Genomic DNA, 26394 nt, shown 5'->3' with positions numbered 1-26394 from the left:
GAGCAGACGTTCAGCCAGCCGGATCGGGCGGACTGTTCGTCGTGAGGAGAAGCGTGTGGGGCTGCCTCCGGACCTGCAACGAACGGGAGCTGAGCCGCTACAAGAACGCGATGGCCAACCCGGCCAATTCGGAGATCCGTGGTCTTGAGATCGTGACCAACGGCAAGGACAACGCCGCCTACTGGGAGTCGATGATGGCCATGAGCGGTGTCAGTGGTTCCGCGCGGTACGTACCCTGAGAGTGAAGGACTTCTGTGGCAGCCGAGTACAACCTCCGATCGAACTTCGTCTTCGCCCCGCCCGAGGACAACCCTGCCGCGTGCCAGGCGAGCCTGGAGACCTTGCGAGGCGCGTTGAAGCGGGACTTTCCCGGTGCCTTCCTGGAAGCGAACACCTCCGCTCTGCGCGGCTTTCCTGTCCTGGACTTCGAGGTCGAGGTGGCTCCAGGCATCTACGTCACCGGAACGTCAGCCATGCCGAGCACCGACTACGCCTATGTCAGCATCATCGAGGCGACCGCCGATGAAGCGGCGCTGTTCGCCGTGTGGCTCCGCGACTCATACGTACCCTCACCGGCCAGTGTGCGCTTCATGAGCAGCTTCGTGATGGAAAACGGCGACGAGACGCCGTGGCGTCTGCCGGCGACAGGAGATGCCACGGACGTCGCCGCCATGAAGCGCGATCACCTGGCAGCCGCGGGAGCCGAGTGACCGGCTCCGTGGGTCGCCAGGTGGCGCGCGGTCCTCGAGCACTTCCTGACCGTCCGCTCCGCTGAGTATCTGCGGCGGTTCCTTCTCCTGCTGGGCGGCGCGACTCAAGCCGCCCGCCCCACCACCCCCCGATGCACCCGCACGATGTCCGCGTACCGTCGCCCGCTCCCCTTGATCGTCCGTGTCTGGGTCCGATAGTCGACGTGGACGAGACCGAACCGCTTCTCGTACCCGTACGCCCACTCGAAGTTGTCCAGGAGGGACCAGGCGAAGTAGCCGGCCAGGGGGGCTCCCTTGCGGGATGCCGAGGCGCAGGCGGCCAGGTGGCGTTCCAGGTAGTCCTGGCGCTCGGGGTCGTCCACGGTGCCGTCGGGGCGGACGACGTCCGGGAAGGCGGAGCCGTTCTCCGTGACGTAGATCCTGCGGGCGCCGTACTCCTCGGTCAGGCGGAGGAGGAGGGTCTCGATGCCGCTCGCGTCGATCTCCCAGTCCATGGCGGTGCGCGGGACGCCCTCGCGGCGTACCGAACGGGCGTGAGGTGCCGGGCCGGTGGGGTCGTCGGAGACGTACGCCGGGAAGTAGTAGTTCAGGCCCAGCCAGTCCAGGGGCGTGGCCATCGTCTCCAGGTCGCCGGGGCGCAGGGGCAGATCCACGCCGTACGTCTCCACCATGTCGGAAGGAAAGCCCCGCCCGTGGATCGGGTCCAGCCACCAGCGGTTGACGTGGCCGTCGTGGCGTTGGGCGGCCGCGATGTCCTCCGGGCGGTCGGTGGCGGGGTGGACGGTGGAGAGGTTGTTGACGATGCCGATCTCGGCGTCGGGGGCCGCCGCCCGGACCGCCTGGGTGGCGAGGCCGTGGCCGAGGAGAAGGTGGTAGGAGGCGTGGACAGCGGCCGTGAGGTCGGTCCAGCCGGGTGCCATCGTGCCCTCCAGGTGGCCGATCCAGGCGGAGCAGGAGGGTTCGTTGAGGGTGGCCCAGAGCTTGACGCGGTCGCCCAGGCGGGCGGCGACCGTCGCGGCGTAGTCGGCGAAGGCGAGCGCCGTGTCCCGTTCGGGCCAGCCGCCGCGGTCCTGGAGGGCCTGGGGCAGGTCCCAGTGGTAGAGGGTGACGGACGGGGTGATGCCCGCGTCCAGCAGGGCGTCCACCAACTCGTCGTAGAAGCCGAGGCCGGTGGGGTTCGCCGGGCCCTTCCCGTAGGGGATCACCCGTGGCCAGGCCACCGACAGGCGGTAGGCGTTGACGCCGAGTCGGCGCATCAGGGAGACGTCCTCGCGCCAGCGGTGGTAGTGGTCGCAGGCGACGTCGCCGTTGTCGTCGTTCGCGATCTTCCCGGGGGTGTGGGAGAAGGTGTCCCAGATCGAGGGCGCCCGGCCGTCCTCGGCGACGGCACCCTCGATCTGGTACGCCGCTGTGGCCGTGCCCCACAGGAAGTCGTGCGGGAATGCGGCGAGGTCGATGCGGTTGGACACGGAAGTCCCTTCGGAATCAGGGGTGGGGGTCACTTGACGGCGCCCGCCGTCAGCCCCGCGACGAGATAGCGCTGCAGGAGCAGGAAGCCGGCCACCACGGGCACGCTGACGACCAGCGAGGCGGCCATGATCTGGTTCCAGTAGACGTCGTTGAGGGTGGAGTAGCCCTGGAGGCCGACGGCGAGGGTGCGAGTGGTGTCGTCGGTCATGACGGACGCGAAGAGGACCTCTCCCCAGGCGGTCATGAAGGCGTAGACGGCGACCGCGACGATGCCGGGGATCGAGGCCGGTACGACGATCCGCAGCAGCGCGCCCAGCGGGCCGCAGCCGTCCACCAGGGCCGCCTCGTCCAGATCGCGCGGCACCGAGTCGAAGTAGCCGATCAGCATCCAGATGGAGAAGGGGAGGGAGAACGTCAGGTAGGTGAGGATCAGGCCGCCCCGGGAGCCGAACAGGGCGATGCCCGTCGCGTTGCCGATGTTGACGTAGAGCAGGAACAGGGGGAGGAGGAAGAGGATGCCGGGGAACATCTGCGTCGACAGGACCGTGACCGTGAAGACGCGCTTGCCGCGGAAGTCGTAGCGGCTGACGGCGTAGGCCGCGAACACCGCTGTCACGACCGAGCAGATCGTCGCGGCGCCCGCCACGATCAGGGAGTTCACGAAGTAGCGCGCGAGCGGGACCGTCGACCAGATGTCGATGTACGGCCGGACGGTCAGGCCGCTGGGCAACCAGCGGAACTTGCCGGTGACGTCCGCGAGCGGCTTCAGGGAGCTGGAGACCATCACGTACACCGGGGTCAGGACGAAGCCGGTGAGGAGGGTGAGGAAGACGCGGCGGGACCAGAGGAACGAACGCGGCGGGGACATGGGTGAGGGATCAGACATCGGACGTCCTTCGGCCGCGTGAGGTGAGGAGGAGGTAGACGCCCGTCACCACGAGCAGGAACAGCAGGAGCAGGACGGACATGGCGGAGCCGGTGCCGAAGTTCCAGGTGACGAAGGACGCCTGGTAGATGTGGACCGAGACGAGGTCCGCGGCCTCCGGTGCCGACCTGCCGAACAGGACGTAGGGCGTGTTGAAGTCGTTGAACGTCCACAGGAACAGGACGATGAGCAGGACCTGGTTGACCGGGCGCAGGGACGGGAGCGTGATCCGGCGGATCTGCTGCCAGACGCCGGCACCGTCCAGGGCGGCGGCCTCGTACAGCTCGCCGGGGATGTTCTGCAGGCCGGCCATCACGATGAGGAAGGCGAACGGCCAGCCCTTCCACACCGACACGGTCAGCAGGGCGTAGAAGCTGTTGTCGCCGATGAGCCAGAAGGAGGGCTTGTCGGTGAGGTGGAGCTGGTCGTGCAGGACGTGGTTCACCAGGCCGTTGTCGTGCTGGAACATGAACACCCAGGTGATGACCGCCGCGTACACCGGAAGCGCGTACGGGATCAGGAAGAGCGCTCTCAGCAGCCCTCGGCCGCGGAACGTGTCCTGCATGCAGATCGCTGCCGCCGTGCCGATCAGCCAGCACAGGGCGACCGAGAGCAGGGTGAAGCCGACGGTGACGAAGAAGGAGTGGAGCAGGGCCTCGCCGACGGGGGCGTCGAAGTCCACCGACACCCGGTAGTTGGCGAGGCCGGACCAGGGGGCGGTGCCCCAGTCGCGGATGTAGAACTGGGTGAGCTCCTTGAAGCTCATCACGATGCCGATGACCATCGGCACCAGGTGGACGAGGAGTTCGAGGACCAGGGCGGGCAGGAGCAGCAGGTAGGGCAGACAGACGCGGCGGATCCGCCCGGGGCGGCGGCCGGGTTCGCTCGCCGTCGCCCCGGGGAGTTCCTTGCGCACCGGCTCCTCGACGGTGGTGGTCGTCATCGCGTTCACGCCGCCGGCATCTGCGCCTGGGCCTTCTGCAGCGCGGCCTTCACGGAGTCCGTGGTGACCGCGCGGCCGGCGGCGGCGTCGGCGAACAGGCCCTTCACCGCCGTGCCGACCGACGTCTCGAACTGCGACTCGGCGGGGACCTGCGGCAGCGCTGCGGCGCTGGTGGCGAGCGTCTGCTTCAGGACCGCGGTGGCCGGGGAGCTGAACGCCGCGTCGGACTGGGCGGACTTGACCGGCGGTATGGAGGTGTAGGCCGTGTTGAGGGTCTTCTGCTCGGTGTCGCTGGTCATGAACTTCACGAACTTCACGGCGCCGTCGAGGTTGTGGGTGTTCTTGAAGACGGCGATGTTGATGCCGGCGACCATGGAGTTGACCTGGGTGCCGGTGCCGGGGGCGCCGGAGCGCACCGGCACGGGGGCGACGCCGTACGCGTCCTCGCTCATGCCCTGGGAGGTGAGGTTGGCGGCGGCGGACTGCCAGAGCAGCATGGCCTGCTTGCCCTTGGCGAAGTCGCTGACGGACTGGTTCTGCGCGTACTCGGCGTCGCCGGTCGGGATGACCTTGTCCTTGGCCATCAGGTCGACGTAACTCTTGACCGCCTCGACCACCTTGGGGTTGGTGAAGTCGGGCTTGCCGTCGGCGGTGAAGAAGTCGGCGCCGTGCTGCTTGGCGAAGACGAAGACGTGGTGGATGTTCTCCGAGACGTTCGCGCCCTCGGCACCGAGCACCGACTTGCCCTTGGCCTTGATCTTCTTGCCGTCGGCGACCAGTTCGTCCCAGGTGGCCGGGGGCTTGGAGAGGCCGGCGTCGGCGAAGATCTTCTTGTTGTAGTAGAGCGCGTACGCCATCGAGTAGAGCGGTACGGCGGCCGGGTCCTTGCCCTGGACGCCGGTCGAGCCGAGGGCGGAGTCGACGAAGCGGTCCTTGCCGCCGATCCTGGCGAAGTTCTTCGTGTCCCAGGGCAGGAGGGCGCCGGTGGCCTGCAGGGACGCGCTCCAGGTGTTGCCGATGTTCAGCACGTCCGGGCCCTGGCCCGACGTGGTGGCGGTGAGGATCCGGTTGAGCAGGTCGGACCAGGGCACGACCTCCAGCTTGACCTTGATCCCGGTCTGCTTCTCGAACTTGTCGAGTTCGGGCTGCAGGACTTTCTTGTCGACGGCGATGCTGGCGCCCTGGTTCGAGGCCCAGTACGTCAGCGTCCTGGGCGAGTCGTTGGACCCGCCGCCGGTCGACGAACCGCCTCCGCAGGCCGTGGCCGCGAGGGCGAGAGACAGGGTGACGGCGCCTACGGCCGCGGCTCGGATGCTGCGCATGGCTCCTGGTGTCCCTTTCCGGGAGTCGAGACGTGCGGTGCCCTCGAGGCCCAGCGACCTCTCATGGCTTAATTTAGGACGTGAGTTAATCCGGGGCCGGCTCGCTCGTCAAGGGATCCGACAGCAACGGTTGAGCATCGCGGGCCGCCGGAGGGGCCGTTCGCGAATTTCCGTCCCACCCCTTGACGCATCCTTCAAGCCACTGAAGCATCCATCGGCAAGAGAGCGCTCCCAGCCCCCACTTCGTTCATTTCCTGAACCAGGAGAGCCGCACATGTCCTCTTCCTCCCCATCTGTCGGTCGCAGAGCCGTCCTCGGCGCCGCGGCGGCCGCCGCCCCGGCAGTGACCGGCCTGGCCGGCGTGACGGGTCTCGCCACGCCGGCGAGCGCCACGACCGCCCGCCGCACACCGCCCCGCGTCCTGCGGGGCGGGGGCGATCTCGGCCCGAACGTCCTCGTCTTCGACCCCGGCACGCCCGGCATCCAGGACCGCCTCGACGAGGTGTTCGCACGGCAGGAGTCGGCACAGTTCGGCACCGGCCGCTACGCCCTGCTGTTCAAGCCCGGCACCTACACCGGCCTCAACGCCCAGCTGGGCTTCTACACCTCGATAGCGGGCCTCGGCCTGTCCCCCGACGACACGACGATCCACGGGGACGTGACGGTCGACGCGGGCTGGTTCAACGGCAACGCCACGCAGAACTTCTGGCGTTCGGCGGAGAACCTGGCGCTGGTCCCGGCGAACGGCACCAACCGGTGGGCGGTGGCCCAGGCGGCGCCCTTCCGGCGGATGCACGTGCGCGGCGGACTGAACCTCGCGCCCTCCGGCTACGGCTGGGCCAGCGGCGGCTACATCGCCGACAGCCGTATCGACGGCCAGGTGGGACCGTACTCCCAGCAGCAGTGGTACACCCGCGACAGCGTGATCGGCAGCTGGCTCAACGGCGTGTGGAACATGGTGTTCTCGGGCGTGGAGGGCGCCCCGGCGCAGAGCTTCCCGAACCCGCCGTACACGACGCTTCAGACCACCCCCGTCTCCCGTGAGAAGCCGTTCTTGTACGTCAGCGGCGACGAGTTCCGGGTCTTCCTGCCGGCGAAGCGTGTCGGTGCCCGGGGCGTCACCTGGGGCAACGGCACTCCGCGCGGGACCTCACTGCCGCTGACCCGGTTCTACGTCGCGCGGCCGGGCGTCAGCGCCGCCACCCTCAACCAGGCCCTGGCCCAGGGGCTGCACCTGCTGCTCACCCCGGGCATCTACCACGTGGACCGGCCGATCCGGGTCGACCGGCCCGGCACGGTCGTCCTCGGGCTCGGGTACGCGACGATCGTCCCGGACGACGGGGTCACCGCCCTGAAGGTCGCCGACGTGGACGGCGTACGGCTCGCCGGGTTCCTGATCGACGCGGGGCCGGTCAACTCCCGCACCCTGCTGGAGGTCGGCCCGCCCGGCGCGGCCCGGGACCACTCGGCCGACCCCACCACCGTGCAGGACGTGTTCGTGCGGATCGGCGGCGCGGGCGCCGGCCTGGCGACCACCAGCATGGTGATCAACAGCCGCCACACCATCGTCGACCACACCTGGGTGTGGCGCGCCGACCACGGCACCGGGGTGGGCTGGGAGACCAACCGCGCCGACTACGGAGTCGTGGTGCACGGGGACGACGTCCTCGCCACCGGCCTCTTCGTGGAGCACTTCAACAAGTACGACGTGCAGTGGTACGGGCAGCGGGGCCGCACCGTCTTCTTCCAGAACGAGAAGGCGTACGACGCCCCGAACCAGGCCGCGATCCAGAACGGTCCGGTGAAGGGGTACGCCGCGTACAAGGTCGGCGACGACGTCACCGCGCACGAGGCCTGGGGTCTGGGCAGCTACTGCTACTTCAACGTGGATCCGAGCATCGTCCAGCACAGCGGCTTCGCGGCGCCGAACCGGCCCGGGGTGCGGTTCCACGATCTGCTGGTGATCTCGCTGGGCGGCAACGGCCAGTACGAGCACGTGATCAACGACACCGGGGCGCCGACGTCGGGCACCTCGACGACGCCGTCGACGGTGGTGTCGTATCCGTGAGCGGGGGGCGCTCCGCCGCGGTTCGTGCCGCGCACCTGGCCGGTGCGTGACACGAACCGCGGGCGGGCGACCCCGGCTAGCGGGCCGTCACCGGCACCGTCCGCGGCGCCGGTGCGTAGCCCGCCGGGCGGGTCGTGAACGTGCCGCGGCCCTGGGTGCGGCTGCGCAACCGGGTCGCGTAGCCGAAGAGTTCGGCCAGCGGCACGGTGGCGGTCAGCACCGCCGCGCCGCCCCGGGTCTCGGAGCCGGTGACGCGGCCGCGCCGGGCGGCCAGGTCGCCCAGCACCGCACCGACCGCGTCCTCGGGAGCGGTGACCGTGACCTCGGCGACCGGTTCCAGCAGGGCCATGGCGCAGGCGTGCAGCGCCTCGCGCAGGCCCTGCCGGCCGGCGGTGCGGAAGGCGGTGTCGGACGAGTCCTTCACATGGGTGGAGCCGTCGGTCAACGTGACCCGCAGACCGGTCACCGGGTGACCGCCGAGCGGTCCCTCGGCCAGGGCGTCCCGGCAGCCGGCCTCCACCGCGCGCACGAACTCCTGCGGCACCCGCCCGCCGACCACGGCCGACCGGAACGCGAACCCGGTGCCGCCGGGTTCGTCGCCGAGCGGCTCGACGTCGAGGACGATGTGGGCGAACTGGCCCGCACCGCCGTCCTGTTTGACGTGCCGGTGGACCAGCCCGCGCACCCCGCGCACCACGGTCTCCCGGTGGGCGACCCGCGGGCGGCCCACGCCGACCTCCGGTCCACCGTCGCGGCGGATCTTCTCCACCGCGACCTCCAGGTGCAGCTCACCCATGCCCGACAGCACGGTCTGCCCGGTCTCGGCGTCGGTGCGGACCACCAGGGAGGGGTCCTCCTCCGCCAGCCGGGCGAGCGCGGTCGCCAGCCGGCCGGTGTCGGTGGCCCGGCGCGCCTCGACGGCGACGGACACCACGGGCTCGGCGGTCACGGGCGGCTCCAGGAGCAGCGGAGCGCCCGGGTCGCACAGGGTGGAGCCGGGCCGCGCCGCCTTGGGGCCCGCGAGCGCGACGATGTCACCGGCGACCGCGCGGTCGAGCTGGACGTGCCGGTCCGCCATGACGCGCAGGATGCGGGTCACGCGTTCGGTGCGCCCGGTGCCGGGGTCGGCCACGGTGTCTCCCTTCTCGAGGGCGCCCGAGTAGACGCGTACGTAGGTCAGGCGGCCGGTGCCGCCCGCGTGCACCTTGAACGCGAGCGCCGCGAACGGTGCCCCGGGGTCGGCGGGGCGCCGCTGTTCGGTGTCCCGGTGGACTCCGCGTACGGCGGGTACGTCCAGCGGTGACGGCAGGTAGGCCACCACCGCGTCCAGCAGCGGTTCGATGCCGCGGTTGCGGTAGGCGGAGCCGCACAGCACGACCACGCCGTCACCGGTGCGGGTGAGGTCGCGCAGGGTGCCGGTGAGCGTGGCGGCCGAGAGGGTCTCCCGGTCGCAGAACTCCTCGAGCGCGGCGGGATGCAGCTCGGCTACCGCCTCCTCCAGCATCCGGCGCCGGCGCAGGGCCTCCTCCCGCAGCTCGTGCGGTACGGGCCCCTCCACGGCCGTCCCGTCGCCGTCGGCCCAGACCAGGGAGCGCATGCGGACCAGGTCCACCACCCCGGTGAAGCCGTCCTCGGCGCCGATCGGGAGCTGGACGACGAGTGGAACGGGGTGCAGCCGCTCGCGGATCGAGTCGACGGCCCGGTCGAGGTCGGCGCCCGCGCGGTCCAGCTTGTTGACGAAGGCGATCCTCGGCACGCCGTGCCGGTCGGCCTGCCGCCACACCGACTCGCTCTGCGGCTCGACCCCGGAGACGGCGTCGAACACGGCGACCGCTCCGTCGAGGACGCGCAGCGAGCGTTCGACCTCGTCGGCGAAGTCGACGTGGCCGGGGGTGTCGATGAGGTTGATGCGGTGACCGTCCCAGGCGCAGCTGACGGCGGCGGCGAAGATGGTGATGCCGCGGTCGCGTTCCTGCGGGTCGAAGTCGGTGACGGTGGTGCCGTCGTGCACTTCACCCCGCTTGTGCGTGGTGCCGGTCGCGTACAGGATCCGCTCGGTGACGGTGGTCTTGCCGGCGTCTACATGGGCGAGGATGCCGAGGTTGCGGATGGTGGCGAGGGTGCTGAGGCTGGTGCGCACGGCCCAGGACCTTTCTGTGGTGCAGGGAGAGGGGCGGCGCGATTTCCCCGGACGAGCGGACACCGGGCACGACGAACTCACCTGCCCGTACAGGGGAGTTCCGGTCGGCGAACCGGGTCAGTGTGACGTCAGGGGCATCCGGTGCCGGCCGCGCAGCGGGCACCGGACGGACGAGGACACCAGGATCACCTCGGACCGCGACGGGGGAACGACGACGGCGGTACGGTCACGCACGGCCGGGCTCCCCTCGGTGGTCACGGTTCGGTGGACGGGCAGCGCGGGCCGCCGACGTGTGGGTGCGGCGCGCGGTGCATGCCGAGTCTAGGGACGGGGGCGGGGCGGCGCGTAGCGAATATTTGGTGAGCCGGGCCGGGCTTGACCCTCGACCTTGTGCAGGGCCCAGAGTTCCGGGTGTGGAGAGCGAGATGCGCAGCATTGGGGAAATGGCCCGGGACAGTGGGCTGGGCGTGAGTGCGCTCCGGTTCTACGACCGGGCCGGTGTGCTGGTCCCCGCCTGGGTGGACCCCGTCACCGGCTACCGCTGGTACGAGCCGGGGCAGTTGGAGGAGGCCCGGTTGCTGGCCCGGTTGCGCCGGGCCGGCATGCCCCTCGCGGACGTCCGGCTGGTGCTGGCCGGTTGGGCCGGCGAGGACGCGGACCTGGTGCGCGGACTCCTCCGGGCGCACTTGCGCCGCCTCGAACGGGGCCTGTCCGACGCCCGCAGCGCGTTCTCCGCACTCCGAGCCGTCCTCGACCACAGGGAGAACCCGATGACTTCGCTCCGCACCGCCACCGCCCACCTCGCCCTCAGCGCCCCGGAGTTGGCGGCCGCTCTGGACTCGGTGCGTTTCGCGGCCAGTACGGACCCCGAACTGCCGACGCTGGGCGGCATCCTGTTCGACATCGAGGCCGGCCGACTGGGCGTGGTGGCCACCGACCGCTACCGCATGGCTGTCGCGCACGTCCCTGCCTCCGGATACGACGGCCCGCGCGTGCAGGCCATCGTGCCGCTGCCCCTCGCCGATGCGATGCGGGCGCTGGTGCGGGGCGAGGAACCGGTGCGGCTCGCCGTGGACGGTGACCGTGTCTCCCTGGAGTCCGGCGACCGCCAGGCGGCCGGCCAGTGCCTCGGCCACGACTTCCCCGACTACCGTCGTCTGGTCCGGCTTCCGGCCGGTCGCCGGGTGCTCGTCGCCACGGCGGCCTTCCGGGAGGCGCTGAGGACCGGTGCGGTCCGTCCGGCCGAGGTGCGCGAGCAGGACGGCGCGTCCTACGACGTCAGCGTGCTCGGGGTGACGGACGACGGCACGGTGACCGTCTGCGCGGACGGCGACGACGGCCAGGACGGCATCGGCGTCAACCGCGAGTTCCTGCTCGACGCGCTCACGGCCGGCGCCCGGGACGAACTGATCCTCGAGATCGGCGCCCCCACGGCGCCCCTCGCGATTCGCCGTCCCGGCGACGAGCGGACCTTCTCGCTCCTGATGCCGGTCCGCCTGGAGCACTGAGGACTGCACCGGGCGCGGGGCGCCCTCGCTGAACCGTCACACCGGACGCTTGCGGCCCACGCCCGCGTACACCCAGTACTCCGTGGGGTTCTCAGGGGTGGGGACATCGGGGTCGGGGCGCCACAGGGGGACGTGGACCAGGCCCGGTTCGGCGAGGTCGAAGCCGTCGAAGAGATGGAGGATCTCACTGCGGGAGCGGGCGGTCACAGGGGACGTGGCCCTGTCCCGGTAGAGCTTTCCCACTGCCGCGGCGGTGTCGGGCCGGTCCTGGTTCGTGGCGTGGGTGAGGGCCAGCCAGCCGTCGTCGGGGAGGGCGTCACGGAAGGCGGCGACGATGCCGGCGGGGTTCTCGTCCGGCGTGATGAAGTGCAGGATCGTGATCATCAGTACGGCGACGGGCTGTTCGGGGTCGATCAGCTTGCGCACCTGCGGGGACGACAGGATGTCGGCGGGGCGGCGGATGTCGGCGTCGAGGATGTCCGCGTTCGGGTTGTCGGAGAGCAGGGCGGCGCTGTGGGCCACGGCCACCGGGTCGTTGTCCACGTACACCACCCGGCAGGCCGGGTCGGCGGCCTGCGCCACCTCGTGGACGTTGCCCTGGGTGGGAATCCCCGATCCCAGGTCGATGAACTGCCGCACCCCGGCACCGACGAGAAAGCGCACGGCACGCCCGAGGAAGGCGCGGTTGGCCCGGGCCAGGGTCCGCACCTGCGGGTCGATGGCGGTGAACGCCGCCAGGGCCTCCCGGTCGACGGCGAAGTTGTGGTCTCCACCCAACATGGCGTCGTACATCCGAGCGACGCTCGCCTTTTCTGGCTCCGCACGTTCCGGGCGGCCTGCGTTCACGGCAACTCGCCTTTTCTCAAGGGATGGTTGACGCCTCATCCTATAGTTGACCAGGATGCGGACGAGGCGCGCGCGGCAGCACGGGCGTGCCCCACCCGGAAAGGCACGATCCTGCGGAACGAGACACGCGAGCACCCCGACGAGTCCCTGCGTCATCGCACCCCACGTCGTTCGTTCTTCTCCCCCGCAGCCGACGTCATCGGCTCGGAACTGGACCTGCACCTGACGGGTGACCACGTCGTGCACGCGCTGACCCCGGGCTTCTGCGACGCCGCCTCCGTCTATCTGCTGGAGCGGTGGCTCCAGGGGGAGAACTCCTACGCGGCCGCCGACCCGCCCCAGATCGAGGCCCGCCGCCTGGCGCTGCGGGTGGGGACGGACAGGCGCGAGGACTGGGAACCGCTGCTGCCGGTCGACCAGGTGATCGTCCTTCCCCGCGAGACCCCCTACGCCCGCGCACTCGCCGACAGGCGGACACAGCTCCTCGACGCCGTCGATCCGCACACCCGTGAGCGGCTCAGCGCCTCGACGGGCGACTCCCGTATGAAGAGCATCCTGCAGACGACGTCCTTCCTGGTCGTGCCCCTGCATCTGCGGGACACCGCCGTGGGGTTCATCGCCTGCGCGCGCGGGCCGGGCAGAGCCCCCTTCGGCCCTGGCGACGCCGTGGCCGTGGAGCGGCTTGCCGCGCGGGCCTGTGTCGCCCTCGACAACGCCCGCCGGTACGAACGTGAGCGCCGCACCGTGCTCGCCATCCGCAACAGCCTGCTCCCCACCACCGATGACGCGATCACGGGCTGCAGCGTCGCGCACAGCTACCTCCCGGCCGGAGACGGGAACATCATCGGCGGCGACTGGTTCGACGTACTGCCCCGGCCGGAGGGCCGCGTCGGTCTGATCGTCGGGGATGCCATGGGCCACGGACCGGAGTCGGCCGTCGCCATGATCCAGTTGAGCACCGCCGTCCGCACCCTGGCGAGGTTCGACCTCACGCCCGTGGCCCTGATGGGCCGGCTCGACGAACTCGCCTCCGCCGTCCCCGGCGCCTCCTTCGCCACCTGCATGTACGTCGAGTGGGACCCGCACCGGCGCCTGTGCACGATCGTCGGCGCCGGACACCCTCCACCGCTCATCCGCGGCCCGGACGGGCCGGCCGCCCCCGTCGCACTCACCAGCGCGGGCCTGCCCCTCGGACTGGGTGCGGGCACCTACGAGGCGACGACGCTGCCCTTGACCGATCCGGCCCTGCTGGTGCTCTACAGCGACGGCCTGGTCGAGTCCCGCCATCGCGACATCGATCAGGGCATCGCCCGCCTCGCCGAGGCCGTCGACTCCGTCGTCGCCCAGGCCCCGGAGACCGGTGGTCACGGCAGACTGCAGTCCTGGTGCCGGGAACTGGTGGGCGCCCCTCCTCCCGAGGCAGCTCCGGACGACCGTACGCTGCTGCTCGCCGAACTGGCGCCCGCCTGACCCACGCCCAGGACCCGTACGGATCGTCCACCGCCTGCTCGACGCCCTGCCGCCGGGCAGCACCCGGGCGCTGAGCCACTGCACGCCCGACTTCGCCCCGTCCGCCCGGCAGAAGGCACCGGCATCTGCACCAGTGCCGGGACCCCGGTGCGATTCCGCCTCCGGGCCGGCGTCGCCCGCTTCTTCGACGGGCTGGAACTCCTCGACCCCGGCATCGCGGTCGGCCACCGCCGGCGCCCCGACGCTCCGAGCGGGCCCGTCACCGAGACGGAGCCACTGACCGACGCGCAGGTCAGCCTGTGGACCGGGGTGGGCATCAAGCCGTGACGGGACGTGGTCCGGCCGGCCGGACCGCGACGATCACTTCCGGAGACGGGCCGAGGGCCGCGACCGGCAGGTCGAGGCCCTCGCAGCCGTGTCGTCACGGTGAGGTGGAGTCGGCCGCTGACGGCACGGTCGAGCCGGCGCAGGCCGGGCTCAATCCCTGGAAGCGACGTGTGCCGAGCAACAAGGGCGTCGGGCAGTGACCGATCAGGTCAGGACGAGCTCCAGTACCGTGACGGAGAGCGGTGGCACGGTGCTGGTGAAGGAGGCTGCCGCGCCGGTCACGGTACTCGTCCTGGGCACCAACGTGTCAGGGGCCGTCAGCGTGTTGGTGGTCTCGCGCGAGGGGCCGGTCAGGACCGTCGCGGTGGCATGTCTCTTGACCCCCTTGGCCAGCCCCGTCAGCTCGACCGGTACCTTCACCTTCTCCGTGCCGCAGTTGACGATCGCGACATAGAGGCGCTTCCCGGAGCGGGTGGCCACGGTGGCGAGGCCGGGCAGCGCACGTGCGGTGGCCGGAAGCACCGTGTCGCCGAGTTGGCTCGTCAGCATGTGCTGAGCCCAGTAGCTGGGCGACACGTAGCTGGTCAGGTTGTCGTACGCGATCAGGTTGGTGGCCCAGACGTTGTTCTTGACGTGCGAGAACAGCGGCGCGTAGCACTCCATGAGGACCTGGTCCGAGTTGCGGATCAGACCGGCCAGCCAAGCGGCGTCGCCGAGCGCCGCGTTGAGGTCGGGTGTGGGACGGCCCTCCTGCGCGGCCCATTCTCCGACGAACACCTTCGTCGAATCGCGGTCCCGGTTGTCGTACTTGTGGGTGGAGGCCTGGGCGGCGGACGGCGCGAGATAGTAGTGCTCGTCGATGAGGTCCGGCGTGCGGCTCGTCACGGACGTCGTGGCGATCAGCTTCAGATGCGGGTACTTCGCCTTGATCGCGTCGTGGAAGGCGGCGAACCGCTCGTCGTACGACCCCGAGGAGTCGAACCAGTCCTCGTTGCCGATCTCCACGTACTCCAGCGGAAACGGCTCCGGATGCCCGTCGGCGGCACGTCGTGCGCCCCAGGTGCTGGTGACAGGGCCGGTGACGTACTCGATCTCGTCGAGCGCGTCCTGGACGAACGGCTTGAGTGCGTCACCGGTGACGTGTTCGCCCTTGAGCGCGTAGCCGGCGAACACGGCGAGGACCGGCTGGGCGTTCAGGTCCTCGACCCATTCCAGGTACTCGAGGAGGCCGAGGCCGTCCGTGGACCAGTAGCCCCAGGCGTCGTCCATGTGGCCGGGGCGTTCCCAGACCGGACCGATGGTGTTCTTCCAGTTGAACCGTGTCGCAATGGTGTTGCCTTCGAGGAAGTTCCCGCCGGGGAAGCGCAGGAACTTCGGCTTCAGAGCGACCAGTTTGTCCATCAGGTCGATGCGCAGGCCGTTGGGTCGGTTGTTGTAGGTGGGCGGGAAGAGGGACACGTGCTGGAGCCACAGGGTCTCGCCCGCGGCGGCGGGGTCGGCCGTGGTGACGGTCAGCCGCGCGTCACCGACCACGGGAGTGCGCGAACCGGTGCGCAGGGTCAGCTCGAACGGGCGGCCGCGAAAGGCCGTGCCGATGTGGGGCACATGGGCGGACGCGTACACCGTCGAGCCGTCCGCCGACTCGATGGCCATCCTGAGCGGGCCGATGCGTCGCGAGGCCTTGGCGAACAGCCGGGCGGTGTAGACGGTCCTGGGCCGCACGGGTATGCCCCAGAAGCCGTCGTTGGCGACGCCGGCCCGGTTTCCGGCCCCGGTGCTGCTCGGCAGTGCGACCTTGAGGGAGCGGTCGAGCGCGGCGTTCAGCGGGGTGGCGGTGTCGAGTGCGAGGGTCGTTCCGCCGACGGCGGACCAGTGGACGGGCGTGGTGTCGCTGGCCATCATCGAGCGGTTCTGCACCAGTTCGGCGTAGATGCCGCCCTCGCCGGAGTGGTTGATGTCCTCGAACATCAAGCCGGGGAGGACGGGGGACACGGCGTGCGCGGGGTTGCCGACATCCACGCTCAGCAGCGGCGTCGTGGTATCCACCGGAACCCCGGCCAGCGCCGCGACCTGGTCGGACGTGAGGGCGGTCGGGAACATCCACACGTCATCGACGAGGCCGTGCCACTGGTCCACGTGCCCACCGCCGTAGAGCGCACGGCCGATGGCGGTGTCGCCGCTGCCGGCCCAGCCCGCGGTGTAGGCGGTCTCCCCTTCCAGCACGCCGTTGACGTAGAGGCGGATGACGCCGGCGGCCGGATCGCTGACACCGACCAGATGGGTCCAGGTACCGGTGGTGGGCGCTGAGGCGGCGGCCGCGACCGCGGCACTCTGGGTGGCGTCCGAGCCCAGCCGGGCGAAGGCGAAGGTGCCGGTGTCGTCGCGCAGCCCCAGGTAGAAGGAGCTGACGACCTTGCCGTCGATGCTGACGGCGGTCTGATAGCCGCCGAGTTGAGCGAGGTTGACCCAGACGCCCACCGAGAACGCCTTGGAGGTGTCGAGGGCCGGCCCGGACGCCGTGGCGTTGCCGCCCGCCCTGAGGTTCAGGCTGTGGGTTCCGGCCTTGCCGGTGTCCCAGCCGGCCGCGCCCTGGAGCGTCGCGGTACGACCGTTGCCGGAGGAGTCGGCGGCCAAGGTGCCGGAGCCTTCGTCGAAGGTCCAGTGGGCGGCTGCGGCGGGGAGGTCCGCGGCAGGGGCGCTTGCGGTGCTGCCGGTGAACTCGGCGGCTCCGGCGGGAGCGGCGGTGGCGAAGGTCCCGGAGAGGGAGGCGGCGCCCAGGACGGTGAGGACGGTTCTGCGCGGCACTCCGGGTTCTGAAGGCATGCGGCTCATTCCTTTGTGACGGACCGTTTGCGTTGCGTACCGGCCGGAGCAGGGCAGCCTGCGGCAACTGCCGACCGACCTCGTTCGATATTTCGTACAGTGATCGGTACTTCGAGCAGCAGGGATCTTAAGGTGCGGGCGAGTCCCGTCAATACCCCTCGTACGGCAATGCTTCTTCCGGCACAGGAGCCGAAGCAGCGGCATGGGTGTCCGAAATCCGGCTGAACCCGTACAGCACTCCCGTGGGGACGGAGGCCGGAACACGCAACGAGGGCCGCGACCGTCAGGTCGGGGCCCTCGCAACCGTGTCATCACGGTGAGTGTCCGAGGGGGGACTTGAACCCCCACGCCCGATAAAGGGCACTAGCACCTCAAGCTAGCGCGTCTGCCATTCCGCCACCCGGACCAGGTGTGCCGCCTGAGCGGGGGCGTACCCCGCGGCGACAGGGACAACAATACCAAGGTTTCGGAGTGCGTTTCACCTGCGTATCCGTGCGGTGGGGCGGCCGGGACGCCGACGGGCGCTCCGGCCGCCGCGCCGCTGCGCAACGTGGGAGATCGCATGCCTTCCGCGCCGGCGCCCGGTCACGGCATGAGCTGGTACTCCGGGAAGTTGCCCGGGAGGCGCTCGTCGACGGGACCCTGCGTGACCGCGCGGACCAGGAGGTCGCCGCCGACGAAGGCGCCGCGCCAGGAGGCGCCGAAGCCGCCGAACAGCTCGTCGCGGTCGCCGCGGGAGCGGGGCCTGCCGTGGCCGATCTTGAAGGCGCGGATCTGCGGTGCCAGCCGCTCGAAGGTGGCCCGGTCGTCGGTGGAGAGGGTGGCGACCAGGGCGCCGTTGGAGGCGTTCATGGCGGCCAGCAGCTCGGCCTCCGTGTCGACCAGGACGATCGTGTCGACCGGGCCGAACGGTTCCGCGTGGTGCAGCGGGGAGGAGCGGGGCGGGTTGAGCAGGGTGACCGGGTGGACGTAGGCCGAGGTGTCCTGCCCGGGCAGGAAGCGGGCGTCGGCCGGCCTGCCGCGGTGCAGGGGGACGGCACCCCGGTCGACGGCCTCGGCCACCTGGTCGCGCAGTTCCTTGGCCTTGGCCGCGTTGATCAGCGGCCCGAAGTCCAGCTCGGGGTGGGGGTCGTCCGGCTGCTCCACCGCCAGCGGGTGGCCGACGGTGAGGGTGCGGACCGCGGGGAGGTAGGCCGCGAGGAACTGGTCGAACAGGCTGCGCTGGACCACGAAGCGCGGATAGGCCGTGCAGCGCTGTTTGCCGTAGTCGAAGAGTTTGGGGACCACCGCGGCGAACGTGTCCCAGTCGGTGTGGTTCCAGATGCCCCAGGTGTTCAGGCCCTCCTGTTCGAGGATGTGGCGTTTGCCGAGGTCGGCCACCGCCGTGGCGACGGCGGCGCCGGTGTCGCGGCCGCCGACGAAGGAGACGCAGCCGATCTCGGGTGCCCGCACCAGCGCCTGGGACAGCTCTCCCCCGCTGCCGCTGACGAGGGTGACGGGCAGCCCCTCGCGGGCGGCGAGCGCCGCGGCCAGGGTGAGGCAGGCGACGCCGCCGTCGGTCGGGGTCTTGGCGATGACCGCGTTGCCGGCCAGGGCCTGGACCAGCAGGGCGTGGACGAGCACGCTCATCGGATAGTTCCAGCTGGCGATGTTGGACACCGGTCCGTCCAGCGGCGCCCGGCCGTCGATCATCGGCTCGATGCCCTCCACGTACCAGCGGACGCCGTCGATGGCCCGGTCGACGTCCGCGAGGGCGAGCCGCCAGGGCTTGCCGATCTCCCAGACGAGGAGGAGGGCGAGCAGGTCGCGGTGTTCGGTGAGGGCGTCGAGGGTGGCGGCGACCCGGGCCCGGCGTTCGGGCAGGGGGACGTGGCGCCAGGCGCGGTGCTGGTCGAGGGAGGCCCGTACGGCCTGCCGGGCCGCGGCCCGGTCCAGCCGGGGCGGGCCGGCGACGGGGCTGCCGTCCACCGGGCTGGTGGCGGGCAGGGCCCGGCCGTCGGCCCGCCAGGCAGCGTTCCAGAGGTTGAGGACTCGGTCGTCCCGGAAGGCCTCGGGCGCGACGGTGAGGCAGCGCCGCCAGGCGTCGGCCCAGGAGGCTTCGGCCTTGAGGGTGAGGGTGGATGCCATTGGTTGCTCCGCTCTCGGTGCACGGTCGGGGGCGGGAGGTGCATGGCGCGGATCCGGTCGTAGAGGAAGTTACTGCCGCGGCAACATCTGCGACAGTGACGGCGCCCCCACTATGAGTGACCTCACGCTCCCGTCCGCAGAAGGGTGAGGGCCGACCGGGCCGTCACGGTCGGGGTGCTGCCCACCCGGACCCCGGCGGCCTCCAGCGCCAGCTCCTTGGCCTGCGCCCTGCCGGAGGTGCCGGAGGTGCCGGAGGTCCCGCAGACGATGGCGCCCGCATGGCCCAGTGCGGTCCTCGGGTGCGGCGAAGCCGGCGACGCAGCCGCCGATCTCGCGGATCGTCACGATCAGTTCGCTGTCGGGGTCGGCCTCGAAGGCGGCCAGGCAGTCGATGTGGCACGGCGGGCGTCGCCGTCCATGGTGGTGACCTGCTGGACCAGCGGGTGGGCGCGCGCCCGTCGGGGACGGCCCGGCCGCGAGCCGCGTTGTCGCCGTCGAGCCGGACGACCAGCGGCCGACGCCGGCCGGGCTGGCGGCACCGGCCGTGGGACCGCCGCCGGTTCCCTGACGGCAGGCACCGGGGGCGACGCCGGACAGGCCGTCGCCCCCGGCCGTCCGGGCCCCTAGTGTGTGCCCCGGTCGCCGCACATCGCCTGCCGGTACAGCGTCCGCAGCGCCTCGTCGATGGGATGGGGCCGGGGCGCCTGTGCGGGGTCCCGCTCGTTCCACCGCATGAGGTTGATCGCGACCGACACCTGGCGCCTGCCGTCGGCCCGGGTCATGGACAGGGTCCCGGCTCCCCAGACCGTGCCCTCGTTGCCCCAGAAGGTGCCGCATCCCGGGATGTCGGTCTTCTGCAGGCCGAGGCCGTAGTCGATCGTCGTGCCGTCCAGGGCGCGGACCGGGAGGGTGCGTTGCATCTGCGCCAGCGACGACCGGCTGACGATCCTGCCGTCGAGCAACCGAGCGTAGAAGCGGTTGAGATCGTCCATGGTCGAGATCAGGGAGGCCGTCGCCGTCACCCAGGACATGTCGTAGACGCTGTAGTCACGCGGCGGGTCCAGCAGGCCCCAGAGCGCCTCGTACATCCGGGGGTGCGGTCCCTCGATGCGCGGTCCGTCGGGGAAGTGGGTGTGCCGCAGCCCGGCGCGTTCGATGACGTGGCGGGTGATGTACGCCTCGGCGGGGATGCCGGTCACCTTCTCCAACAGCTCGCCGAGGAGCACGTAGTTGGTGTTCGAGTACACCCCTGTCGGGCCGCCCGGCTCGCCGGTGGGAGGCGCTGCGAGGCCCAGCTCGATCAGCTCGGCGGGGCGGAAGTGCCGGAACCGGTTGTCGTCCAGGCTCTGCGGCGAGGGCTGCCGCAGGGACGGGAAGGCGTAGGGGATGTAGTCGGGTATGCCGCTGGTGTGGTTGAGCAGCATCCGGACGGTGATCGTCCTGCCCCGCTCCCCCGGCACCGACTGCGGCAGATAGTCACCGATCGGCGCGTCGAGCCGGATCCGTCCCTGCTCGACCTGCTGCATGATCGCGGCGGCGGTGAAGGTCTTGGTGATGCTGCCGACGCGCTGCCGCATGCCGGGCCGCACCGGCCGGCCGGTCCGGAGATCGGCGACGCCCGACGCGCCGCGCCAGGTCCGCCCGGCGTCGCGCACCTCGGCGAACACGCCCGGCACGCCCGCGCGGTGCACCTCGTCCAGGGCGGACCGCAGCTCCGCCGTGTCGAATCCGGCCGACGCGCCGGTGTCGCCGGTCGCGGGGGCCGCCGTCGCCATGCCCGCGGCGACGCTCAGCGCGGCCACGCCCGCGTACAGAGCCAGTCGTGTCCTCATGACATCCGTCCTTTCCCGTGCTCCATGGATGCGGCGGGTCCCTCCCGCCGCAACGTCCGGCCGGTACGGCTCAGTCGGCCAGGGCGCGGCGCAGGGCCGCACCGAGTTCGGCGTTCTGCCGCTGCGAGACGTCGGCGGAGACGATCGCCTGCGAGCCGTGGAAGGTGCCGGGCCACTGGTGCAGTTCGACGGACACGCCCGCCTGCAGCAGGCGCTGGGCGTAGGCGAGGTTCTCGTCGCGGTTCGGGCAGAGTTCCGCGGTGGCCAGGTAGGCCGGCGGCAGCCCGGACAGGTCGGTGGCGCGCGCGGGGGCCGCGTACGGTGTGGCGGGCCGGCCGCCCAGGTAGTGCCGCCAGGAGGCGGTGACCTTGTCGCGGTTCATCCAGGGCGTGTCGGTGAAGTTCCGCTGCGACCAGGTCTCCTGACGGTCGTCCAGCCCGGGCTGGTTGAGCAGCTGGAAGCGGATCCGGGGGCCCCGTTCGTCACGCGCCCGCAGGGCCAGCGCGGCCGCGAGTCCGCCGCCGGCGCTGTGGCCGCCGACCGCGATCCGCTCGGGGTCGATGCCGAGTGCGACCGCCTGGCGCGCGGTCCAGTGCAGTACGGCGTAGGCGTCGTCCAGGGCGGCCGGGAAGGGGTGTTCAGGGGCGAGGCGGTAGGCCACCGAGATCACCACCGCGCCGGAGCTTTCGGCGATCCGGGTGGCCCACGGGTGCTCGGTGTCCAGGTTCCCCATGACGAACCCGCCGCCGTGCAGCCAGACGATGGCGCCGTGGGCCTGGCGGGGACGGTAGATGCGCACCGGCACGTCCGGGTCGGCGGGTACCGTGCGGTCCTCGATCCGCAGGTCGGCGGTGTCCGGTGCGGGCACCGCCGCGGCCAGTTCCGCGAGGTGTCCCCGGGCGGCGACCGGGTCGTTGAGGTCGGCGCGGGGGAAGAACGGCACGAAGGCCTCGAGTTCGGGATCCATGACGCCCATCCTCATGGCCGCGTACCGAGCGGTCACCCGCCGTCCGTCGCGCATCCCGCCCGTTTCGCGCGCCGGTCGGCGCGCCCGCGGGCCGGCCCGGCCTTCTATCCTGAGGCCATGGAGGCGCTGGCGGTACGGCTGTCGGGACTCGACCCCTACGTCGACGGTGCGATCCGCATCGTCGGGTTCTACGACACGCTGATGCGCCGTCGGGTGGATCTCCCGGCGCTCGCCCGCGCCTCGGCGGGTCTGGCCGAGTGCGTCGCCGGGATACGGCTGCACGGCACGGGGCGGGTGATCCGGGTCTCGCCGCAGGGCACCGAGGCGGCCGGCCCGCCGTCACCCGCGTCCACCACGGTGCCGGTCACCCTCGACGACGAGGAGATCGGCACGGTGTGGCTGGAACGCCCCGGTCCGCCGGGCGCTCTCGACGAGGTGCTGCTGGACCGGCTCGCGATCGCCGCCGCCGCGGCGGTCGAGCGGTACGGACCGGCCCGCACTACCATGGCCGACCCTGCCCTGGTCGAACTGGTGGTCGGTGCCGACACCGACGAGGCGGCCCGGTCCCGGGCGCTGCGGCTCCTGGGGTTCGCCGCCGACGCGCCGGTCCACGTCGTCGCCGTACGCTCGCGGCTTCCGCTGGACCGTATCGGCCAACTGCTCTGCCCCGGGCGCCCGGTGAAGGCGGCACCGCTCGCCGAGGTGGGGGTCGTGCTGGCCACGGCGGTGGACCCGGCCGGGCTTCCGGCGGAGGTGCGCGCGGGCATCGGCGGGGCCGGGAGCCCCGAGCGGTCCTGGCGGCAGGCCCGCACCGCCCTTCGCTTCACGACCGCGCGCGAACCCGTCGTCCGGCACGGTGATCTGGGCGCGCTGGCGCTGCTGGCCGAGATCCCCGCCGGCAGCTCGCGGGAGAACCCCGATGTGGCCGCCGTCGCACGGATCGCCCGGGATCCGGAGGAGCTTGAGACCCTGGAGGCCTACTGCGCCACCGGTTCCCTGCGCCGGGCCGCCGACCTCCTCCATCTGCACCACAGCAGCGTCGCCCGCCGCGTCGAGCAGCTCGGCCGGGCGCTGGGCGTCGACCTCACCGGGCCCGTCGGACTGACCCGGGCCAGGCTGGCCCTCACCGCGTGGCGGCTGCTCGGCGACTGACGGGGTGGGCTCGGCGCCGCGCAGAGCCGCTCCGGTGGCGGCGCGCCGCCCGGTTGCGCCGCCCGTCCCGCTCGCGCAGACAGCCGGGCAGGGCGAGCGCCGCTGCCCCTCGGCCGCGTTCGCCGCCTCCGGGTGCCGGCCTTTCCCGGACGTCGGTCAGTCGGTGTTGCGCTCGTGGTAGGAGCGCCTGGTGTGCTCGGTGTGGGCGCGCATCAGATGGGTGGCGCGCTGTTCGTCCCGGGCGGCGATCGCGGTGATCAGTTCGCGGTGCTCGATCCACGACTGACGGCCGCGCTGCCGGGCCACCGGCGTGTAGTACCAGCGGACCCGCCGGTCGACCTGGGCAGCGAGTTCCGCGAGGACCGCGTTGCCCGCCAGCTCCATGACCTTGGCGTGGAAGGCCGCGTTGAGGGCGACCGCGCGGTCCACGTCCTCGGCGGCCACCGCGTGCTCGCCCTCGGCGCACAGCTCCTCCAGGGCGGCGATACCGGTGCTGCCCGCGTGGGCGGCGGCCAGCCGGGCGGCCTCCGCCTCCAGGAGCGTACGGACGGTCAGGAGCTGGTCGGCCTCCTGCTCCGTCGGCTCGTGCACGAACGCACCCTGGGCGGGCCGCAGATCGACCCAGCCCTCGGTGTTCAGGCGCTGCAGCGCCTCGCGCACCGGCTGCCGGGAGACGCCCAGGTGTCCGGCGAGTTCGCTTTCGACGAGGTGCTGGCCGGGCTGCAGGGCGCGGGTGGTGATGAGCTCCAGCAGGGCCTCGTAGACCCGCTCGCGCAGGGGGCCGGGCCGTTCGAGCCGGGGCACGGCCCCCTGCGGCAGTCCGGTCGACAACATCGCGGTCCCCCTCCTCGGCATGCCGTACTCAGGCGTACGGAAGAGCCAGTGTCGATCGTCTATCGTCTACAGTCTACGGCGTACAGAGGTCAGGGGCAGCGAGAGACGATCGCGCCGCACCCCGGCGCACGGCCGTCACGGGCACCGTACGACCTGACCCGCGTACGAGAGGTTGCCGCCGAAGCCGAACAGCAGGGCCGTGTCGCCGCTGCGGACCTCGCCCCGCTCGAGCAGCTTGGACAGGGCGAGGGGGATGCTGGCCGCCGAGGTGTTACCGGATTCGGTGACATCGCGTGCGACCACGGCGTTGACGGCACCGATCTTCTGCGCGAGCGGCTCGATGATGCGCAGGTTGGCCTGATGCAGGACGACCGCGGCGAGGTCGGCGGGGTGGACGCCGGCCTTCTCGCAGGCGCGCCGGGCGATGGGCGGCAGCTGGGTGGTGGCCCAGCGGTAGACGCTCTGCCCTTCCTGGGCGAACCGGGGCGGCGTCCCCTCGATGCGCACCGCGTGGCCCATCTCCGGCACCGAGCCCCAGAGCACCGGCCCGATACCGGGCTCCTCGCCCGGCCGGCACGCCTCGACCACGGCGGCGCCGGCCCCGTCGCCGACCAGGACGCAGGTGGTGCGGTCGCTCCAGTCGGTGACCTCGGACATCTTGTCGGCGCCGATGACCAGCGCGCGGGTCGCGGCACCCGCCCGGACGGTGTGGTCGGCGGTGGCGAGGGCGTGGGTGAAGCCGGCGCAGACGACGTTGACGTCCATCGCGGCGGGCTGCGGGATGCCGAGCCGGGCGGCGACGCGGGCGGCGGTGTTCGGGGAGCGGTCGATCGCGGTGGAGGTGGCGACGAGCACCAGGTCGATGTCGCCGGGGGCGAGGCCGGCGGCGGCCAGGGCCTTGGCGGCGGCGTGCGCCGCGAGTTCGTCGACCGGTTCGTCGGGGCCGGCCAGGTGCCGGGTCCGGATGCCCACCCGGCTGCGGATCCACGCGTCGCTGGTGTCGACCAGGCCGGCCAGGTCGTCGTTGGTGAGCACCTTGGCGGGCTGGTAGTGACCGATGGCGGCGATGCGCGAGCCGTTCATGGCGGGATCCCCCTCGTGGCCGTGGGTAGCGGGATCCACAGTCTGATCAGTGACTCACGGGTACGACGGCAGGCGAGGCAACAGGAATCGGGCGCCCGGGTTGTCGGCTTCCCCACCCTTGGCCACCTCCATGCGGTAGACAATATTTGGTCGACAGGATTCAGCCCTCCCCGGTGCGGCGACCACCGACGTGGCTCCTTCGGTGCGATCGGCCGCTGTCGTTCCGTTCGGAGTTCGAGATGCGGGGGCGGGTACCTGGAGCGAGTCGCGGCGGCACGCTCCCCGTGCAGGACAATGAGGATCTCTGCAGCAAGGGCCGATTCGGCTACCAGCACGTACAGAACCGGGGCTGATCAGGACATGGGACGAGTCACGGAACGACGCAAGGTCCTGCGCATCCGGGACGGAGCGGTCTCCGCCCGGCCGGACACGCTCGTCGCCGAGGAACCGCTGGAGATCCGGCTGAACGGAAAGTCCCTGGCGATCACCATGCGCACACCCGGGGACGACTTCGCGCTGGCGGCGGGGTTCCTGGTGAGCGAGGGGGTGCTGGCCAGGGCGTCCGATGTGCTGAACATCGTCTACTGCGCCGGGGCGACGGTGGACGGCTCCAACACCTACAACGTGGTGGACGTGAAGACCGCCCCCGGTGTCGCCCTGCCCGACTTCACCCTCGAGCGCAACGTCTACACCTCGTCCTCGTGCGGACTGTGCGGCAAGGCCAGCCTGGACGCCGTACGGACGACGGCGCACTGGCCGATCGCCGACACTCCCCCGGTCCGGGTCACCCCCGAGCTGCTGGCGAGCCTGCCCGACCGGCTGCGGGAGTCCCAGCGGGTGTTCGACCGCACCGGCGGCCTGCACGCGGCGGCGCTGTTCGCCGAGGACGGGGAGCTGCTGGACATACGGGAGGACGTGGGCCGGCACAACGCGGTGGACAAGCTGGTCGGGCGGGCGCTGCAGAACGGCGGCCTGCCGCTGTCCCGGACGATCCTGCTGGTCTCCGGGCGGGCCTCCTTCGAGCTGGCGCAGAAGGCGGTGATGGCGGGCGTCCCGGTGCTGGCCGCCGTGTCGGCGCCGTCGTCACTGGCGGTGGACCTGGCCGTCGAGACCGGGCTGACCCTGGTGGGCTTTCTGCGGGGCAGCTCCATGAACGTGTACGCGGGCGAGGACCGCATCGCCCTGCGGGCCACTGCCGCGCAGGGCTGACCGGGCACCCGCGGGGCCCGGTGGGCGGGGAGCGCCCCCGTGCCGCAGGGGCCCCGCTGTGTTCTCCGTCTCCGCTCGCGCGCGGGGTGCGACCGGCGTATGCGCTCAGACGGTCCCGAGGCGCAGGTCCGCCGCCCTAGTCACCGTGCCGAGGCGGGGGAAGTCGAGGCGGACCGACGCCTCGTGCTCGGCGGCGGTGAAGGCGGCCATGGCGTCCTCGGCGAAGACCAGCTCGTAGCCGAGGTCGGCGGCGGCGCGGGCGGTGGACTCGACGCCGAGGTTGGTGGCGATGCCGCCGAACACCAGGGTGCGGATGCCGCGCTCGCGCAGCCGCTCGTCGAGGTCCGTGCCCTGGAAGCCGCCGATGGTGCGCTTGACCACCTCGAGGTCCCCCTCCCGGCACAGCCCCGCCACCAGGGCACTGCCGGGCGGTTGCTCGGCGGCCGAGGGGCGTTCGACCCGGATCAGCACGACGAGCGCGCCGGCGGAACGGAAGGCCGCCGCCAGTTCCTCGGCCGCGGCGAGCACGTCGGTGCCTTTGCGGGGTTCCAGGGGCAGCGCGACGATGCGGTCCATCAGGTCGACGAGGACGAGGGCGGTGCGCTGCGGATCGAGCACGGGAGCTGCGGTCATGACGG

General features: G+C 71.7%; 20 protein-coding genes, 1 tRNA gene and 2 pseudogenes. 9 read left to right on the top strand and 14 right to left on the bottom strand.

Translation table 11 applies throughout. The features are described from left to right. Window positions 1-53: 53 nt before the first annotated feature. A complete protein-coding gene (locus ACZ404_RS16270; RefSeq protein WP_468440218.1) occupies window positions 54-239 on the top strand; it encodes a restriction endonuclease fold toxin-2 domain-containing protein in 186 nt (61 codons plus the stop codon). Between the two features lie 15 nt (window positions 240-254). After that, entirely contained in the window at window positions 255-710 is a 456-nt protein-coding gene (locus tag ACZ404_RS16265; RefSeq protein WP_468440216.1) for a hypothetical protein, read from the top strand. Between the two features lie 104 nt (window positions 711-814). On the opposite strand, the gene ACZ404_RS16260 is transcribed toward ACZ404_RS16265, so the two are convergent. Genes ACZ404_RS16260 through ACZ404_RS16245 form a run of 4 tightly spaced genes read right to left on the bottom strand, consistent with a single transcriptional unit; the run spans window position 815 to window position 5370 of the window. Next, on the bottom strand, window positions 815-2179 hold the full coding sequence (locus tag ACZ404_RS16260) for a GH1 family beta-glucosidase (protein ID WP_468440214.1): 1365 nt from the start codon (window positions 2177-2179) through the stop codon (window positions 815-817). A gap of 29 nt (window positions 2180-2208) precedes the next feature. Further along, complete coding sequence (locus ACZ404_RS16255; RefSeq protein WP_468440589.1) at window positions 2209-3048, bottom strand: carbohydrate ABC transporter permease; 840 nt, start codon at window positions 3046-3048, stop codon at window positions 2209-2211. A 10-nt stretch (window positions 3049-3058) separates the two neighbouring features. Continuing rightward, window positions 3059-4048: a carbohydrate ABC transporter permease gene (locus ACZ404_RS16250; protein WP_468440587.1), complete on the bottom strand. Its 990-nt coding sequence runs from the start codon at window positions 4046-4048 to the stop codon at window positions 3059-3061. A gap of 5 nt (window positions 4049-4053) precedes the next feature. After that, on the bottom strand, window positions 4054-5370 hold the full coding sequence (locus tag ACZ404_RS16245) for an ABC transporter substrate-binding protein (RefSeq protein WP_468440212.1): 1317 nt from the start codon (window positions 5368-5370) through the stop codon (window positions 4054-4056). Window positions 5371-5644: 274 nt separating this feature from the next. Between ACZ404_RS16245 and ACZ404_RS16240 the strand changes: the two genes are divergently transcribed. Then, window positions 5645-7438: a coagulation factor 5/8 type domain-containing protein gene (locus tag ACZ404_RS16240; RefSeq protein WP_468440210.1), complete on the top strand. Its 1794-nt coding sequence runs from the start codon at window positions 5645-5647 to the stop codon at window positions 7436-7438. 76 nt (window positions 7439-7514) lie between these two features. On the opposite strand, the gene fusA is transcribed toward ACZ404_RS16240, so the two are convergent. After that, window positions 7515-9578: an elongation factor G gene (fusA, locus tag ACZ404_RS16235; RefSeq protein ID WP_468440208.1), complete on the bottom strand. Its 2064-nt coding sequence runs from the start codon at window positions 9576-9578 to the stop codon at window positions 7515-7517. Window positions 9579-10003: 425 nt separating this feature from the next. Here fusA and ACZ404_RS16230 point away from each other — a divergent pair, with 425 nt between their 5' ends. After that, window positions 10004-11086 (top strand): DNA polymerase III subunit beta family protein, encoded by a 1083-nt coding sequence (locus ACZ404_RS16230; RefSeq protein ID WP_468440206.1) that lies wholly within the window; start codon window positions 10004-10006, stop codon window positions 11084-11086. 36 nt (window positions 11087-11122) lie between these two features. Here the strand turns inward: ACZ404_RS16230 and ACZ404_RS16225 are convergent, their stop codons facing one another. After that, complete coding sequence (locus tag ACZ404_RS16225; protein WP_468440204.1) at window positions 11123-11971, bottom strand: SAM-dependent methyltransferase; 849 nt, start codon at window positions 11969-11971, stop codon at window positions 11123-11125. On the opposite strand from ACZ404_RS16225, the gene ACZ404_RS16220 reads away from it, so the two are divergent. Together ACZ404_RS16220 and ACZ404_RS16215 are read left to right on the top strand one after the other, a co-directional pair. Next, a complete protein-coding gene (locus ACZ404_RS16220) occupies window positions 11960-13402 on the top strand; it encodes a PP2C family protein-serine/threonine phosphatase (protein WP_468440202.1) in 1443 nt (480 codons plus the stop codon). The genes ACZ404_RS16225 and ACZ404_RS16220 overlap by 12 nt on opposite strands. Next, window positions 13399-13729: pseudogene (locus tag ACZ404_RS16215) on the top strand (SAM-dependent methyltransferase); the annotation flags it as partial. The gene ACZ404_RS16220 and the pseudogene ACZ404_RS16215, both read left to right, overlap by 4 nt. 204 nt (window positions 13730-13933) lie before the next feature. On the opposite strand, the gene ACZ404_RS16210 reads toward ACZ404_RS16215, so the two are convergent. From ACZ404_RS16210 to ACZ404_RS16190, 5 genes are all read right to left on the bottom strand, one after another. After that, window positions 13934-16552 (bottom strand): LamG-like jellyroll fold domain-containing protein, encoded by a 2619-nt coding sequence (locus tag ACZ404_RS16210; protein ID WP_468440200.1) that lies wholly within the window; start codon window positions 16550-16552, stop codon window positions 13934-13936. A 321-nt stretch (window positions 16553-16873) separates the two neighbouring features. Further along, window positions 16874-16958, bottom strand: a tRNA-Leu gene (locus ACZ404_RS16205). Between the two features lie 179 nt (window positions 16959-17137). Further along, on the bottom strand, window positions 17138-18679 hold the full coding sequence (locus ACZ404_RS16200; RefSeq protein WP_468440198.1) for an aldehyde dehydrogenase family protein: 1542 nt from the start codon (window positions 18677-18679) through the stop codon (window positions 17138-17140). 623 nt (window positions 18680-19302) lie between these two features. Beyond that, the gene (locus tag ACZ404_RS16195) at window positions 19303-20454 is read right to left on the bottom strand and encodes a serine hydrolase domain-containing protein (RefSeq protein WP_468440585.1); all 1152 of its coding nucleotides are present in this window, start codon (window positions 20452-20454) and stop codon (window positions 19303-19305) included. A gap of 127 nt (window positions 20455-20581) precedes the next feature. Then, entirely contained in the window at window positions 20582-21478 is an 897-nt protein-coding gene (locus tag ACZ404_RS16190) for an alpha/beta hydrolase (RefSeq protein WP_468440196.1), read from the bottom strand. A gap of 117 nt (window positions 21479-21595) precedes the next feature. Here ACZ404_RS16190 and ACZ404_RS16185 point away from each other — a divergent pair, with 117 nt between their 5' ends. Then, entirely contained in the window at window positions 21596-22630 is a 1035-nt protein-coding gene (locus ACZ404_RS16185) for a helix-turn-helix domain-containing protein (protein ID WP_468440194.1), read from the top strand. Window positions 22631-22786: 156 nt separating this feature from the next. Here ACZ404_RS16185 and ACZ404_RS16180 read toward each other — a convergent pair whose 3' ends face one another. Next, window positions 22787-23464 carry a GntR family transcriptional regulator gene (locus tag ACZ404_RS16180; protein WP_468440192.1) on the bottom strand — a complete coding sequence of 226 codons (678 nt, stop codon included), beginning with the start codon at window positions 23462-23464 and terminating at the stop codon, window positions 22787-22789. A gap of 135 nt (window positions 23465-23599) precedes the next feature. Continuing rightward, on the bottom strand, window positions 23600-24547 hold the full coding sequence (locus ACZ404_RS16175; protein ID WP_468440190.1) for a beta-ketoacyl-ACP synthase III: 948 nt from the start codon (window positions 24545-24547) through the stop codon (window positions 23600-23602). Between the two features lie 215 nt (window positions 24548-24762). On the opposite strand from ACZ404_RS16175, the pseudogene ACZ404_RS16170 reads away from it, so the two are divergent. Together ACZ404_RS16170 and fdhD are read left to right on the top strand one after the other, a co-directional pair. Continuing rightward, window positions 24763-24900, top strand: a pseudogene (locus tag ACZ404_RS16170) (2Fe-2S iron-sulfur cluster-binding protein); the annotation flags it as partial. Window positions 24901-24907: 7 nt separating this feature from the next. Next, a complete protein-coding gene (gene fdhD / locus ACZ404_RS16165) occupies window positions 24908-25756 on the top strand; it encodes a formate dehydrogenase accessory sulfurtransferase FdhD (protein ID WP_468440188.1) in 849 nt (282 codons plus the stop codon). A gap of 105 nt (window positions 25757-25861) precedes the next feature. Here the strand turns inward: fdhD and ACZ404_RS16160 are convergent, their stop codons facing one another. Continuing rightward, window positions 25862-26389, bottom strand: coding sequence for an isochorismatase family protein (locus ACZ404_RS16160; RefSeq protein WP_468440186.1), 528 nt, complete (start codon window positions 26387-26389; stop codon window positions 25862-25864). Window positions 26390-26394 lie beyond the last annotated feature (5 nt).

Source organism: Streptomyces sp. NPDC030798 (genome assembly GCF_055572275.1).
The sequence above is the reverse complement of the archived record's forward strand: the minus strand, read 5'-3'. Positions and strand labels throughout refer to the sequence as shown.